The sequence below is a fragment of the Bradyrhizobium sp. USDA 4341 genome, from assembly GCF_054063755.1.
Window position 1 is genome coordinate 5,260,060 of the sequence record NZ_JBSSGO010000002.1, and the last position, 14,971, is coordinate 5,275,030.

Sequence of the window (14,971 nt, forward strand, 5' to 3'; positions counted from 1 at the left end):
TAGCCTTGGGTCTCCTAGAGTTGCGGAGGCCGCATTTCATCCAAGGCGCGGCCCGATCGGGAGCAGGATCACACGATGGGGACGGAACGACGCAAGGGCGATCGTGTCACGTTTGAGCGCGGCATAGCCGCGCACATGATGGGCATTGACGGCACCTGGCGGCGCGACTGCACCATGGAAGACGTGTCGGAGACGGGCGCCAAGCTCTCCGTCGACGGCTCGGTCGAGGGCCTGAACCTGAAGGAGTTTTTTCTGCTGCTGTCGTCCACAGGATTGGCCTATCGCCGCTGCGAGCTGGCGTGGGTCAATGGCGACCAGATCGGCGTCAACTTCCTTAAACAAGGCGACAAGAAGAAGAAAACTGCCAGACGCGGCGCGCAGGCTGCCGACGTCTAGGCCCGTTGCCGTCTTACGGCCGTCATGTCCCGTGACTATGGCGTCTGATCGATGCGCTTGCCGAATCGCCGTGATATGATCGGCGCCGAGAGATGATGACCGAGAATATCAGGAAAATGCCCGTCACTCCCCACAAGGCTATGGTGCTCGCTGCGGGCCTCGGCGTGCGCATGCGCCCCCTGACCGACACGATGCCGAAGCCGCTGGTGAGCGTCGCCGGCCAGCCGCTGCTCGACCATGTGCTCGACAAGCTCGCCGGCGCCGGCGTCAGCGAAGCGGTCGTGAACGTGCACTACCTGCCCGACCAGATCATCGAGCACGTCAAGACCCGCAGCCGCCCGCGCGTGATCATCTCCGACGAGCGCGACCAGGTGCTCGGCACCGGCGGCGCAGTGGTGAAGGCGCTGCCGCTGCTCGGCGATGCGCCGTTCTTCCATCTCAACGCCGACACGATGTGGATCGATGGCGTGCGCTCCAATCTGGCGCGACTGGCCGAGATCTTCGATCCCGAGCGGATGGATATTCTGCTGCTGATGGCGCCGACCGCCTCGAGCATCGGCTACAGCGGCCGCGGCGACTATTCGATGTTGCCGGACGGCGCGCTGCGCAAGCGGCGCGAGAACCAGGTGGTGCCGTTCGTCTATGCCGGCGCTGCGATCATGTCGCCTGCGCTGTTCGCCGATGCCCCCGCCGGCGAATTCTCACTGACCAAGATGTTCGACCGCGCCAACGAGCAGGAGCGGCTGTTCGGCCTGCGCCTCGACGGCGTCTGGATGCATGTCGGGACCCCCGATGCAATCCAGGCCGCGGAAGAAGCTTTCCTGGAAAGCGTCGCTTAGAGCCTGATGAGATTAGGTTGAGCTGGAACGGCGGCGAAAGTTCACCTCTCCCTGGGGAGAGGTCGATTTGCACAGCAAATCGGGTGAGGGGTTACGGTCTATCGAGAGAGCAAGAGCCCTCACCCGGATTGCACTGGACGATGCTTCGCATCGCTAGGCGCAATCCGACCTCTCCCCGACGGGGAGAGGTGAACCGAACCCGCGGCAAGCCATTCGACCAAAACGCGTCCCGCTTTAGGCAAAGCTGTCGTTAGCCATCGGCGTCGATGGCCAGCACTGCAAAACTCGCGAGCCAGTGTTCGCCCATATAGTCGCTGGCGATATGCGGCAGGCCGGCGTCGAGATGGCCTCGCGCAGCATCCAGCAGGATCGGGCGCCGCGCATCGCCCTCCGGCAACGCGCCGGCCAGCGCGCGCCAGCACCATGCCCGGCTGAGATTGAGCCCGTCGAGATGTGCAAGCTTGCCATCCGACCGATCGGTGACCGTTGCGGGCCGAAACAGGGTCGCGGGCGCGCGTTGCGCGAGCCGCGGCAGGAAGCGGTCGAACCAGGGCAGCAAGTCGCCCGGTGCCAGCAGCCGGCGCATGCACTCCGCTTCGATCAGCGCAGACGACTGAAAATCATCGCCGCTCGGCTCACCCCAGGCGGGGCAATCCTGATCGGCGCCGTACCAGCGCAGCGCCGTCTCGTGCAACAGCGCACTGAGCGCGTCGTCCTGCGTCACCGCGGCGTAGTCGGCGGCCATGCGAAGCCCGAACGCGGTGTTGAAATGCGTGCCGACCCGCACCGGATAGGTGGCAAGCGGCAGGAAATCGCGGAAGCGCTGCGCGAAGATTGCAGCAAGCGGCGCGATTTGCTCGCGCCACCGCGTCTCATTGAGAAGCGCGAGCTCTGCCGCAAGCTTCAACAGCCAACCCCAGCCGTAAGGCCGCTTGAAACCGCGCGCCGTCGGGGCCGCGAGATAGGCGCATTCGGCCGCGATCTTCTCCGTGACGAACTGCGCGTCGAACAGGGTGCGGATCTCGTCCGCCGCTTCGGACGCCGGATAACGGCGCAGAAGCCGGGCGAGCATCCAGTAGCTATGGACGCAGGAGTGCCAATCGTAGCTGCCAAAGAACACCGGATGCAGCTCGCGCGGCGTGCGTGCGTCCTGCGGCCCCGCCAGCACATGATCCGGCTTGTTCGGGTACTCGCGCGTGACATGGCCGAGCGCGATGCGGGCGAAACGGACGGCGAGGTCTTCGGTCAGGATCGTCTCGCTCATGATGAGGCTTTCTCCTTTCGCTCGCGCCGGACCAGCATCTCGATCAGGCGCGGCATCATATAGATCGGAAACTGCGTCGCGGCGAAGAACAGCGCCGTCATCGGCGACACCGCCGCGCCCATCGCCGACCAGACCAGTCCGACGTTGCGGTTGCTCAGAATGAGGCCCGTGGTCAATCGCTCGGCCAGCGGGCCCGGCGTGAGCAGCGCGCCAAGCGCTTGCAGCGCGAGATTGCAGGCGAACGCAAGGCCGACAAACGTCAGCGCGGTGGACGGCTGCGCTTCGATCTGTGCACGCACCCCGGCCATGGTGGCGATCGCGAACAGCAACAACGAGGCGAGCACAAGCACGTCGATGGTGCGCGAATGCCGCGCCAATTGTGCAGCGGCCTGACGGCGCAGCAGCAATGCCAGCGCGCCGGCGCCGACGACCAGCAGCGCCAGCCGCGCAGCGAGCGCCAGCGGATCGAGCGCAAGACCGGCAAATCCCGCCGCGATCAGCGGAACCGTGACCGGCGCCAGCGCCATCGACAGCAGCGTCACGGCGAGCGGAATGGTCGCGTCGAAGCCGAGCATGCGTGCGACCGCCGCCGTGCCGGTCGATGGCGGCGCGCACACCGACAGCACCAGCGCAACGATCAGTTCTGGCCGAAATCCGGCGCCCCGCGCCGCGAAGCCGACCGCAAGCGGACAGGCCAGCATCGCCAGCGCCGGCAACAGCAGCGAAACCAGCGGACGCCCCAGCGCACGCCGGAACGCCACGCCGTCGACCTGGAGAAAGGTCCCGAGAACCAGAACGAAGATCGCCGCCGCCATCAGCGGGTGCACGCTGACCGCCAAGGCAGGGAAAGCCAGCCCAGCCAGCACGCCGATGACCAGCAAGGTCGGCCCGCGCGGCATCAGCTTCGCGAATGATCGTCCCAAGTCTGAACGTCTCAAATCTTTCCGCCTCGTCGTGGTGTCGGTCGCGACCGTAGGCTTGTGCAAATCATTGTTGAAATCGATTATTGTTATAAGCATTATTGCTGTGATGAATTTAGCCGCCGTCGATCTCAACCTGCTGGTCGCCTTCGAGGCGCTGATGGAGGAGCGCCACGTCACCCGTGCGGCCGAGCGCATCGGCCTGGCCCAGCCGTCCATGAGCAGCGCGTTGCGCAGGCTGCGCGCGCTGTTTGCGGACGAACTGTTCCTGCGCGCCGGCGCGGGCATGCAGCCGACCGAAAAGGCATTGGCCCTGGCCGGGCCGATCGGAGAGGCGTTACGGCAAATCAGGGGCGCACTGGCGCCCGATCCGGGCTTCGATCCGGCCACTGCGCGAAGGCGCTTCACCATCGCGGCGACCGACTACGGCGACCTCGTTCTGGTGCCGGAACTGAGCCGCTTGTTGCGCATGGAAGCCCCGGGCATCGACCTTGCCGTGCGCCCGCTGACTGACACAACGGCGGCCCTGGCCAAGCTCGAGCGCGCCGAGCTCGATGCGCTGATCGGCGGCCATCTGCCGGACTCGCCCCGCTGCGTCCGGCACCGGCTGTTCGAGGAACGCTTCGTCTGCATCCGCGATGGCGCGCGCGCGAGCCGATCCGAGGCGCTCAGCCTGGAGGATTATGCGACCCTGCCGCACGCGCTGTTCTCCGCGGCCGGCGGCGACGGGCTGCCGAGCGTGATCGACGCGCTGCTGGCGCGCCATCGGCTGAAGCGACGGGTGGCCGTGACGCTGGCGCATGTGGTGGCCGTTCCCTTCGCGGTGGCCGGCACCGATCTGATCGCCACGATGGCCGAACGCGTCGCCCGGCGCTTCACGCATCTCGCCGAAATTACCGTCGTGATGCCGCCGATCGACATCCCGGCCTTCGCAATCGACCTGATCCATACAGTCCGCGCGGCTGAAGATCCGGCGCTGCGCTGGTTCCTGGATGCCGTCGATCGCTGCGCCGCCCGGCTGCGATAATCAGCGGTGATGGCTGGCCCGCAGGGGTGGCTAACGACGGCCGCCGCTCCCTATATTGGCGCCTGATTCGAACCAGGCAGCCCATGCGCGTTTTCAGCGTTCCCGTCTCTGCGCCGTTCCTGCGCACCGTCATCTCGGCGCTGCTCGATGGCCGGCTGGTCGCGGGATTCGAGGCGCAGAGCGATCCGGCAAAGCTCGCCGGCGCCACGCTCTATCTGCCGACCCGCCGCGCCGGACGGCTGGCGCGCGAGATCTTCCTCGATGTGCTCGATTCCGACGCCGCGGTGCTGCCGCGCATCGTCGCGCTCGGCGAGATCGATGAGGACGAGCTCGCTTTCGCCGACCAGGGCGACGACGTTGGCGGCGCAGCGCCGCTGGAGATCCCGCCAAGACTCGGCGAGCTCGAGCGCCGGCTGACGCTGGCGCATCTGGTCGCGGCCTGGGCGAAGACGCCGGTGTCGGCGCCGCTGGTGGTCGGCGGCCCGGCCTCGACGCTGCAGCTCGCCGGCGATCTGGCGCGGCTGATGGACGACATGGTGACGCGCGGCGTCGACTGGCGCGCGCTCGACCGCCTGGTGCCGGACCAGCTCGACAAATACTGGCAGCATTCGCTCGACTTCCTGCGCATCGCGCGCGATGCATGGCCGAACTACCTCAAGGAGATCGGTCGGATCGAGCCGGCCGCGCGACGCGATCTCCTGATCGAGGCGGAGGCGGCGCACCTCACGGCGCATCATGCCGGCCCGGTGATCGCGGCCGGTTCGACCGGCTCGATGCCGGCCACCGCAAAATTCCTCCACGCGGTGGCGAAGCTTCCGAACGGCGCCGTGGTGCTGCCCGGGCTCGACACCGATCTCGACGAAGATTCCTGGGACACGATCGGCGGCGAACGCGGCGGCGACGGCAGGTTCACCACGCCGCCCTCGTCCAACCACCCGCAATTCGCGATGCACGCCTTGCTCGACCGCTTCGGCATCAAGCGCCGCGACGTCGAGAGCCTTGCTCAGCCTACACCGCTCGGCCGCGAGGTGCTGGTGTCGGAGACGATGCGCCCGTCGACCGCGACCGCGCAATGGCACGACCGGCTGGAACGGCCCGAGATCGTGGCGCGGATTTCCGCCGGGATGACCAATCTCACCGTGGTCGAAGCGCCCAATCCGGAAATGGAGGCGCTCGCGATCGCAGTCGCCATGCGCGAGGCGCGGCATCTCGGCAAATCGGCCGCGCTGGTGACGCCGGATCGCGCACTGGCGCGTCGCGTGATGGCGTCACTGACGCGCTGGAAACTGGAGTTCGACGATTCCGGCGGCGATGCGCTGATGGAAACCCCACCCGGCGTGTTCGCCCGCCTCACCGCGGAGGCCGCGGCCAAGGGGCTGGAGCCGCCGACCTTGCTCGCGCTGCTGAAGCATCCGCTGTTCCGGCTCGGCGGCGCGCATGGCGCGCTGAAGCGCGCGATCGAGGTGCTGGAGATCGCGCTGCTCCGCGGCACGCGGCCGCAAGCTGCGACCAGCGGCCTCGCGCGCGACTTCGCCCGTTTCCGCGCCGAGCTCGTCAAGCTGCATGGCGGCGAGACCTCATCGCTGCACGCCATGGAGCCGCGCGCCCGGCTGCGCGACAATGAGCTCAACCAGGCCCAGGACCTGATCACCAAATTGCAGACGGCGCTGGCGCCGCTCGAAGGCATGGCGTCCTCGAAACCATATGACTTCGCCGAACTGGCCGCGCGTCACCGCGAGGCGCTGATCGCGCTGTCGGCCGACCAGAACGGCGTCGCAATCGTGTTCGAGGAGCGCGCCGGGGCTTCGCTCGCGTCGGCCTTCGACGAGCTGCTCGCCAAGCAGCAGCCGAGCGGGCTGATGACGCCGCTCGCCGATTATCCCGAGGTGTTCCAGACCGCGTTCGCCGACCGCATGGTGCGACGGCCGGAATCGGCGCGCGCGCAACTCAACATCTTCGGCCAGCTCGAAGCGCGTCTGACCGAGTCGGATCGCGTCATCCTCGGCGGTCTGGTCGAGGGCGTCTGGCCGCCGGCGCCGCGGATCGATCCGTGGCTGAGCCGGCCGATGCGGCACGAGCTCGGGCTCGATCTTCCCGAACGGCGCATCGGCCTCTCGGCGCACGACTTTGCGCAGCTGCTCGGCCATGACGAGGTGATCCTCACCCATGCGGCCAAGGTCGGCGGCGCGCCGGCGGTTGCCTCACGCTTCCTGCATCGGCTGGAAGCGGTTGCGGGCGAAGCGCGCTGGAAGGCCGCGACATCGGCCGGCGAAGCTTACGTGCAATACGCTGCCGAACTCGACCGGCCCGACTCAGTTCAGCCGATCCCGCAACCGGAGCCGCGGCCACCGCGCGAGGCGCGGCCGCTGAAAATGTCGGTCACTGCGATCGAGGACTGGCTGCGCGATCCCTACACGATCTATGCGCGCTACATCCTCAAGCTCGATCCGCTCGATCCCGTCGACATGCCGCTGTCGGCGGCCGATCGCGGCTCCGCAATCCACGAATCGCTCGGCGAGTTCACACAGGTTTATGCCGACGCGCTGCCTGACGACATCAAGAGCGCGCTGCGCGATATCGGGGCCAAGCATTTTGCGCCACTGATGGAGCGGCCCGAAGCGCGCGCGCTGTGGTGGCCACGCTTCCAGCGTATCGCGGCGTGGTTTTCCGAATGGGAGCAGGCGCGGCGCGGCAGTATCGACACGATCAAGGCCGAGATTCGCGGCGAGATCGGCATTCCGCTTGACGCTACGAGGACATTCACGCTCTCCGCGCGCGCCGACCGCATCGAGCGGCACGACGACGGCAGCTTCGCGATCCTCGACTACAAGACCGGCCAGCCGCCGACCGGCAAGCAGGTGCGCATGGGCCTGTCGCCGCAGCTGACATTGGAAGCCGCGATCCTGCGTGAGGGCGGCTTTGCCGACATTCCGGCGGATTCCTCGGTCGGCGACCTCGTCTATGTCAGGCTGAGTGGCAACAACCCGCCGGGCGAGCAGCGTTCGCTGGAGCTGAAGATCAAGACCAACGATACGCCGCAGCCGCCCGATGAAGCCGCCGACAGCGCGCGGCGCAAGCTGGAAGCCTTGATCCGCGCATTCGACGACGAGCAGCAGGCCTACACCTCACTGAACCTCTCGATGTGGGCGAACCGTTACGGCGCCTATGACGACCTCGCGCGCATCAAGGAATGGTCCGCGGCCGGCGGCCTGGGGATCGAGGAATGGTGAAAGCGCCCCGCCCCATCCCATCAGCGGTGCGCGACGCGCAGGCGCGCGCGTCCGATCCGAAGGCGTCGACCTTCGTGTCGGCCAATGCCGGCTCGGGCAAGACCCACGTGCTGGTCCAGCGCGTGATCCGCCTGTTGCTGTCAGGCGTGCCGCCGGAGAAGATCCTCTGCATCACCTTCACCAAGGCCGCCGCGGCCAACATGGCCGAACGCGTGTTCGCGACGCTCGGCCATTGGGTGACGCTCGATGACGAGGCGCTCAACGTCGCGATCCGCGAATCCGGCATCGCGCATCCAGATACAAGGCTGCGCAAGGAGGCGCGCAAGCTGTTTGCCTGCGCGCTGGAAACGCCCGGCGGGCTGAAGGTGCAGACCATCCACGCGCTGTGCACCCGCCTGCTGCAGCAGTTTCCGTTCGAGGCCAACGTGCCGGCGCGCTTCGCTGTGCTCGACGACCGCGACCAGAACGAGATGATGGAACGCGCCAATCTCGCGGTGTTCCTCGAGGCGTCGCGGATTCCCGACAGTCCGATCGGCCGCGCGCTGCGGACGGCGATGGCGAGCGCCGCCGACGTCACCTTCAAGGAGGTGGTCCGTGAGGCCTGCCTCAGCCGCGACCATTTCATGGCCTGGACCGATGCCGCCGGCAGCGCCGCGGCCGCCGCCGCGCAGATGTCGGCCGCGCTCGGCGTCTCCTCCGATATTCGCATCGAGGATGTCGAGCGCGAGATCGTCGACGGTCCGAACCTGCCGCGGTCGAGCTGGAAGGAGATGGCCACGCTGCTCGACACCAGCAGCAAGGCGGATCAGAAGCAGGCCGAACGGCTGCGGGCGGCGCTGACCTTCACCGGCGCAGCCCAGGTCGATGAATATCTCGGCGTCTTCCTGACCGATGACCGCGCGCCGCGTGCGTCTGTCGTCACCAACAATTTCATCAAGAAGAATGCCGTCGCAGGCCACAGGTTCGAGGCGGAGGTCGACCGGCTTGGTCCCCTGATCGAGCGCCGCCGCGCCGTAGTCGCGCGCGACCGCACCGAGGCGTTGATCCACATCGCGACCGCGGCGGCCGCGCACTACCGGCGCGAGAAGCTGGAACGCGGGTTGCTCGACTATGACGATCTGATCGACAAGACGCTGGCGATGCTCGACCGCGTCTCCTCGGGCTGGGTGCATTACAAGCTCGACCGCGGCGTCGATCACGTGCTGATCGACGAGGCGCAGGACACCAGCCCGCGGCAATGGGACATCGTCGCGCATATCATCTCGGAGTTCACCTCCGGCGCCGGTGCGCGCGACGGCCTGGTGCGCACGGTGTTCGCGGTCGGCGACGAGAAGCAGTCGATCTTCTCGTTCCAGGGCGCCGCGCCGCGCGAATTCGACCTGCGGCGGCGTGAGCTGAAGCGGCGGTTCGAGGAGGCCGGGCTGAAATTCGATCCGGTGTCGTTCACCTATTCGTTCCGCTCGGGACCAGTGATCCTGCATTCGGTCGACCATGTGTTTCGCGAGCAGGAGATCTTCCGCAGCATTCATGCGGTCGAGAACGGCTATCCGATCCACAACGCGATGACTGACGCCGGCCCCAGCCTGATCGAGCTCTGGGATCTCGCCGTGGCCGATGACCGCCAGGACATCGAAGGCTGGCGCGCCCCGTTCGACGGCGTCTCGGTGACCAGCCCCGAAGTAAAACTCGCGCGGCGCATCCAGGCCGAGATCAAGCGCCTCGTCACCAGCGGCACCATGACCGGCAGCGAAGGCGGACGGCGGCCATTACGTTACGGCGACATGCTGATCCTGGTGCGGCGGCGCGGCAACGCCTTCGATGCGGTGATCCAGGCACTGAAGCACGCCAACATCCCGGTCGCCGGCGCCGACCGGCTGAAGCTGACCGAGCACATCGCGATCATCGACCTGATGAACCTCGCGGACGCGCTGCTGCTGCCCCAGGACGATCTCGCGCTCGCGGTGGCGCTGAAGAGCCCGCTGTTCGGCCTCGACGACGACGATCTGTTCAAGCTGGCGTATCAGCGCCGCGGCTCGCTGCGCGAGGCGCTGGCCGCACAGGCGCCGACCGATGAACGATTCGCGGCCGCGTTGCGCCGCCTCGAACAATGCGAGCGCCGCTTCACCGAGGAGACGCCGTTCGCGTTCTACGCCTGGCTGCTCGGCGGCGACGGCGGGCGCGCGCGCATCCTGCGCCGGCTCGGCCACGAGGCCAACGACGCGCTCGATGAGTTTCTCGAGCTCGCGCTGGGCTATGAGCGCAAGGCGCCGGCCTCGCTCCAGGGGTTCATCGCCTGGCTGCGCGCCGCCGACACCGAGGTGAAGCGCGACATGGAGATTTCGCGCGACGAGGTTCGCGTGATGACCGTGCACGGCGCCAAGGGCCTCGAGGCATCGGTGGTGTTCCTGGTCGACACCACGACCTCGCCGTCCGACACGCAGCGGCTGCGGCTGATCCATCTGCCGCAGGGCAATGCCGCGCCGAACGCGCCCGGCGTGGTGGTGTGGGCCGGCAAGAAGGCCGAGGATCCGCCCGGCGTCGCCGACGCGCGCAAGGCGATGCTCGGCGACACCGAGGACGAATATCGCCGCCTGCTCTATGTCGCGATGACGCGTGCGGCCGACCGGCTGATCGTCGGCGGCTGCATGCCCGGCAACATGAACACGGTGCGGAAATCCTCCTGGTACGATCTGATCACCAAGGGGCTCGCCAATTCCGGGCTCAAGCTCGAAGAGCTCGAGACGCCGGCCGGCAAGGTGATGCGCTATTCGCGGCCGGACGACGTCGCCGATCTCACCGGCGCCGCCGGTTCAACGGCAGCAGCGCCGATCGCGCTGCCGTCCTGGCTCCGTAGTGCGGCCGCACCTGAAACTTCCGCCGCGGGCGTGCTGCGCCCGTCCGATCCCGCCGATGGCGACAGCCACCCGATACGAACCGGCGAATCGGTGCTGCTGCGCGCCCGTGCCCTGCAACGCGGCACGCTGGTGCATCGCCTGCTGCAATCGCTGCCCGAAATCGCCACTGAGCGGCGGCGCACCGCCGCGCTCGGCTACCTCGCGCGCAATGCCGACGGCTGGAGCAACGAGGAGCAAGCCGCGTTCGCTGACCAGGTGCTGGACTTGATTGCCGATCCCCGTTTCGCCGCGGTGTTCGCGCCCGGCAGCCGCGCGGAGGTCTCGATCGTCGGACGGCTGGATCGGCCAGGCCAGCCGAAGGCGCTGGTCTCGGGCCAGATCGACCGGCTGGTGGTGACGCCAAACGACGTCCTGATCGTCGATTTCAAGACCAACCATGCTCCGCCGAAGACCGCGGCCGAGGCTCCCAAGGGCTATGTCCGGCAACTCGCGCTGTACCGGGCCGTGCTGGCGAAGCTTTATCCCCAGCTGCCCGTCCGGGCCGCGCTGCTTTGGACCGAAATGCCTGAAATCATGGAGATTTCCGCCCCCGCGCTGGACGCCGGGCTGGCATAAGTTCATGTCGGCGTGAGCGAGCTTGACCCGGCAAGGGGGCATTCATACGTTTGCCCCATGCTCCCGGGCGCGATTCTCAGCCGCCCTTTTGTCTCAACTGAACGAGGTACTCACATGGCCGTTGGCAAGGTTTCTGACGCCGATTTCGAAGCCGAAGTGCTCAAGGCGACCGGGCCGGTGGTCGTCGACTTCTGGGCCGAATGGTGCGGACCCTGCCGCATGATCGCGCCCGCTCTCGATGAGATTTCCGGCGCGATGGGCGACAAGGTCAAGATCGTGAAGCTCAACGTCGACGAGAGCCCGAAGACTGCGTCGAAGTACGGCGTGATGTCGATCCCGACCCTGATGATCTTCAAGGGCGGCGAGATGGCATCCCGTCAGGTCGGCGCCGCGCCGAAGGCCAAGCTGCAGCAATGGATCACCGCAGCAGTCTGATCCGTTTCGAATTAGCTGATTGGCGAAGCGGCCGGCGTCATGCCGGCCGTTTTGTTTGAGGAGCTACGTGCTCCCACCTCCCCTTGAAAAGGGGAGGTCGCTTTGCTCGCAGAGCAAAGCGGGTGGGGATCTGATCTCTCCACGAACAGCTGAGCCAGCGGCTGACCCCCATCCCGACCTTCCCCTTTCAGGGGGAAGGAGAAGGCGGGCTCGTAGCCCGGATGACGCGTAGCGCAATCCGGGACTCTGCATCCGCAATCGGCACTTTCCCGGATTTCGCTTCATCCGGGCTACGAGATACCGATTACCTGATCCATCCCGTCGCCAGTGCCGAGGCGAGCTCGGCCTGGCCGTGCTGCCGCGCCAGCGCTGCCATCGCGGCGTGGTCGTACGGGATGTGGCGGAAGGTGACGTCCCAGTCGCGCCCGACCTGTTCAAGAATCGCGTAGCGCGCATCGGGCGAACCGGCCTCCACCACATGCGGATGCGGCTTGCCGGCGCGATAGCCGGGCGAGCCGACGCTGCCGGGATTGACGATCAGCCGCCCATCGCGAAGCCGCACGGCTCGCGCGGTATGGGTGTGCGCGCACAGGATCAGCGATTGCGTCACGTCGGCTGCCCTCGCCTCGATCGATTCCAGCGTGGACATGCAGACTTCGCCGCCCGGCAGCACCGTGTCGAGCCAATAGGTTTCGTCATCCTGCGGCGTCGCATGGCAGAGGAAAACCTCGTCGCGATAGATCGCATTCGCCGGCAGCGTGCGCAGCCAGTCGAGATGCTGCGGCCCGAGCTGCGTATAGGTCGACCGCTCCCAGGAGCCCATTTTCTCGTGCGGGCGGTCGATCAGATAGCGGTCGTGATTGCCGAGCAGATGGACCGCATCGAGCGCCATCAGCATGTCGATGGTCGGCCGGGCGTCGAGCGGCCCGCTCACCATGTCGCCGAGGTCGACGATGTCGGAAATGCCGTGCGCACGGATGTCCGACAGCACGGCTTCAAGCGCGAGATGGTTGCCGTGGACGTCGGCGATCACAGCAAAACGCATGGTGTCTCGTCCTCCCACATGCGCACCGCATCCGGGACGCGGGACCACTTATGCAGGAGGCGTGCCGTTGGCCGCAAGCACCGGGCCCGCCAGGTACAGCGAGCCGGTGATCAGGATACGCGGCGGCACCTCGTAGGCCAGCGTGGCGAGCCGTTGCAACGCGGCGTCGACACCGGATGCGATCTCGACGCGCATGCCGAGCGCACGCGCGGCATCGGCGAGTTTGTCCGGCGCCATGCCGTTGTCGCGGCCGGGTACTGGGACCGCGATGATGTGGCGCGTCAGTCCGGCGAAATTGGCGAGGAAGGCATCGGCATCCTTGTTGGCCATCATGCCTGTGATCACGACCAGCGGCCGCGACACGCGCTCCTCGAGATCGCCGAGCGCTGCCGCCGCAACGCGGCCGCCCTCGGCATTGTGCCCGCCATCGAGCCAGACCTCGGAGCCCTGCGGCCCCTGGCAGACCAGGCTGCCTGAGACCAGCCGCTGCATCCGCGCCGGCCATTCCGCGTTGACAATGCCGGCCTCATAGGCCGCGATGTTGAGCTTGAACGTGTCGATCGCACGCAAGCTCGCAATCGCGAGGCCCGCATTGTCGAACTGGTGCCGGCCGAACAGTTTTGGCGCGGCGAGATCCATCAGTCCGCGCTCGTCCTGATAGACCAGCCGGCCGCGCTCGACGCCGACATGCCATTGCTGGCCGGCCGCATGCAGCGGCGCGCGCATGCGCCTCGCCTCCGCCTCGATCACGGCCATCGCATCCGGCGCCTGCTCGGCAGAGATCACCGGCACCTTGCGCTTGATGATCGCGGCCTTCTCGCCGGCGATCAAAGTCAGTGTATCGCCGAGGAATTCCATGTGATCCATGCTGACCGGCGCAATCACCGAGGCGAGCGGTGTCTCGACCACATTGGTGGAATCCAGCCGGCCGCCGAGGCCGACCTCGAGCAGCGTCACGTCGGCCGGATGCTTTGCGAACAGGCAGAATGCCACCGCCGTCTCCATCTCGAAGATGGTGATGGGATTGCCGGCATTGATGCGCTCGCAATGCTCGAACGTCGTGCGCAGCTCGTCGTCACCGACGAGCTTGCCGCCGCCCGTGGCACCCAGCCGGTAGCATTCGTTGAGCCGCACCAGATAGGGCGAGGTGAAGACGTGCACGCGCAGGCCGGCGGCTTCGAGGATCGCGCGCAGATAGGCGATGGTCGAGCCCTTGCCGTTGGTGCCGGCGACATGGATCACCGGCGGCAGCTTGCGCTCCGGATGATCGAGCCGCTCCATCAGGCCGCGCATGCGATCGAGGCTGAGATCGATGCGCTTCGGATGCAGCGCCGATATCCGCGCGATCAACGCCTCGAACGAGGGTTGCGATGGGGCGGCGCTTGCGGTCACGCGTGCGGCGCGGCCGGCACCGTCTCCGGGGCCGTGACGATCTGGGCCGGCTCGGTGACGGCGACCGTGGGCTTGGACGCGGTTTCAAGCGCCGGCGCCCTGGTCAGCAGGCGGCACAGCCGCGCCAGCGTGGCCTTCATCTCATGGCGATGCACGACCATGTCGACCATGCCGTGCTCGCGCAGATATTCGGCGCGCTGAAAACCTTCCGGCAGCTTCTCGCGGATGGTCTGCTCGATCACGCGCGCGCCGGCAAAGCCGATCAGCGCGCCGGGTTCGGCAATCTGGACGTCGCCGAGCATCGCATAAGAGGCTGTCACGCCGCCGGTGGTCGGATTGGTCAGCACCACGATATAGGGCTGCTTCGCCTCGCGCAGCATCTGCACGCCGACCGTGGTGCGCGGCATCTGCATCAGCGACAGGATGCCTTCCTGCATCCGTGCACCGCCGGACGCGGCGAACACGATGAAGGGCGACTTCTTCTCGACCGCGAGCTCGAGCCCGCGCACGATCGCCTCACCCGCGGCCATGCCGAGCGAGCCGCCCATGAAATCGAAATCCTGCACAGCGACCACGACGCCGGTGCCTTCGAGCTTGCCGTAGCCGACCTTGACCGCGTCGTTCAGGCCAGTCTTGGCCCGCGCATCCCTGATCTTGTCGACATATTTGCGCTCATCGCGGAATTTCAGCGGATCAGCCGTTACCTCAGGCAGCGCGACGTCGAACCAGGTCTCGTTGTCGAAGATCGACTTCAGCCGCGCCACCGCGCCCATGCGCATGTGGTAGTTCGAGCCGGGGATCACGAACTGGTTGGCCTCGACGTCCTTGTAGAACACGAGCTGCCCGGAATCCGGGCACTTGATCCAGAGGTTTTCCGGCGTCTCGCGCCGCAGGATGTTGCGGATCTTCGGCCGGACGACGTTGGTGAGCCAGTTCATGGTTCGCTCCGAAAT

Annotated in this window: 11 protein-coding genes; 6 read left to right on the plus strand and 5 right to left on the minus strand. The window is 67.1% G+C overall.

What is annotated here, in order from left to right:
* Positions 1-75: 75 nt before the first annotated feature.
* Positions 76-396 (plus strand): PilZ domain-containing protein, encoded by a 321-nt coding sequence (locus ACVIGB_RS30930; RefSeq protein ID WP_092120760.1) that lies wholly within the window; start codon positions 76-78, stop codon positions 394-396.
* A gap of 116 nt (positions 397-512) precedes the next feature.
* Positions 513-1,235 (plus strand): nucleotidyltransferase family protein, encoded by a 723-nt coding sequence (locus tag ACVIGB_RS30935; protein ID WP_456719814.1) that lies wholly within the window; start codon positions 513-515, stop codon positions 1,233-1,235.
* 250 nt (positions 1,236-1,485) lie between these two features.
* Here the strand turns inward: ACVIGB_RS30935 and ACVIGB_RS30940 are convergent, their stop codons facing one another.
* Positions 1,486-2,499 carry a DUF2891 domain-containing protein gene (locus ACVIGB_RS30940; RefSeq protein WP_456719813.1) on the minus strand — a complete coding sequence of 338 codons (1,014 nt, stop codon included), beginning with the start codon at positions 2,497-2,499 and terminating at the stop codon, positions 1,486-1,488.
* On the minus strand, positions 2,496-3,398 hold the full coding sequence (locus tag ACVIGB_RS30945) for a hypothetical protein (protein WP_456719812.1): 903 nt from the start codon (positions 3,396-3,398) through the stop codon (positions 2,496-2,498). The genes ACVIGB_RS30940 and ACVIGB_RS30945 overlap by 4 nt, the downstream gene beginning before the upstream one ends.
* Here ACVIGB_RS30945 and ACVIGB_RS30950 point away from each other — a divergent pair.
* From ACVIGB_RS30950 to trxA, 4 genes are all read left to right on the plus strand, one after another.
* Positions 3,370-4,446 carry a LysR family transcriptional regulator gene (locus tag ACVIGB_RS30950; RefSeq protein WP_456719811.1) on the plus strand — a complete coding sequence of 359 codons (1,077 nt, stop codon included), beginning with the start codon at positions 3,370-3,372 and terminating at the stop codon, positions 4,444-4,446. The two genes, ACVIGB_RS30945 and ACVIGB_RS30950, sit on opposite strands and share 29 nt — an antisense overlap.
* An 83-nt stretch (positions 4,447-4,529) precedes the next feature.
* The gene (gene addB / locus ACVIGB_RS30955) at positions 4,530-7,676 is read left to right on the plus strand and encodes a double-strand break repair protein AddB (RefSeq protein ID WP_456719810.1); all 3,147 of its coding nucleotides are present in this window, start codon (positions 4,530-4,532) and stop codon (positions 7,674-7,676) included.
* The gene (gene addA / locus ACVIGB_RS30960; RefSeq protein WP_456719809.1) at positions 7,670-11,146 is read left to right on the plus strand and encodes a double-strand break repair helicase AddA; all 3,477 of its coding nucleotides are present in this window, start codon (positions 7,670-7,672) and stop codon (positions 11,144-11,146) included. The genes addB and addA overlap by 7 nt, the downstream gene beginning before the upstream one ends.
* A gap of 114 nt (positions 11,147-11,260) precedes the next feature.
* Positions 11,261-11,581 carry a thioredoxin gene (gene trxA, locus ACVIGB_RS30965; protein WP_016847387.1) on the plus strand — a complete coding sequence of 107 codons (321 nt, stop codon included), beginning with the start codon at positions 11,261-11,263 and terminating at the stop codon, positions 11,579-11,581.
* Positions 11,582-11,885: 304 nt separating this feature from the next.
* Here the strand turns inward: trxA and ACVIGB_RS30970 are convergent, their stop codons facing one another.
* The 3 genes from ACVIGB_RS30970 to accD all read right to left on the minus strand — a co-directional run bounded on the left by ACVIGB_RS30970 (position 11,886) and on the right by accD (position 14,956).
* A complete protein-coding gene (locus ACVIGB_RS30970; RefSeq protein ID WP_456719808.1) occupies positions 11,886-12,626 on the minus strand; it encodes a metallophosphoesterase family protein in 741 nt (246 codons plus the stop codon).
* Between the two features lie 48 nt (positions 12,627-12,674).
* On the minus strand, positions 12,675-13,919 hold the full coding sequence (locus ACVIGB_RS30975; RefSeq protein WP_456725037.1) for a bifunctional folylpolyglutamate synthase/dihydrofolate synthase: 1,245 nt from the start codon (positions 13,917-13,919) through the stop codon (positions 12,675-12,677).
* Between the two features lie 95 nt (positions 13,920-14,014).
* Positions 14,015-14,956 (minus strand): acetyl-CoA carboxylase, carboxyltransferase subunit beta, encoded by a 942-nt coding sequence (gene accD / locus ACVIGB_RS30980; protein ID WP_092120775.1) that lies wholly within the window; start codon positions 14,954-14,956, stop codon positions 14,015-14,017.
* Between the last annotated feature and the right edge of the window lie 15 nt (positions 14,957-14,971).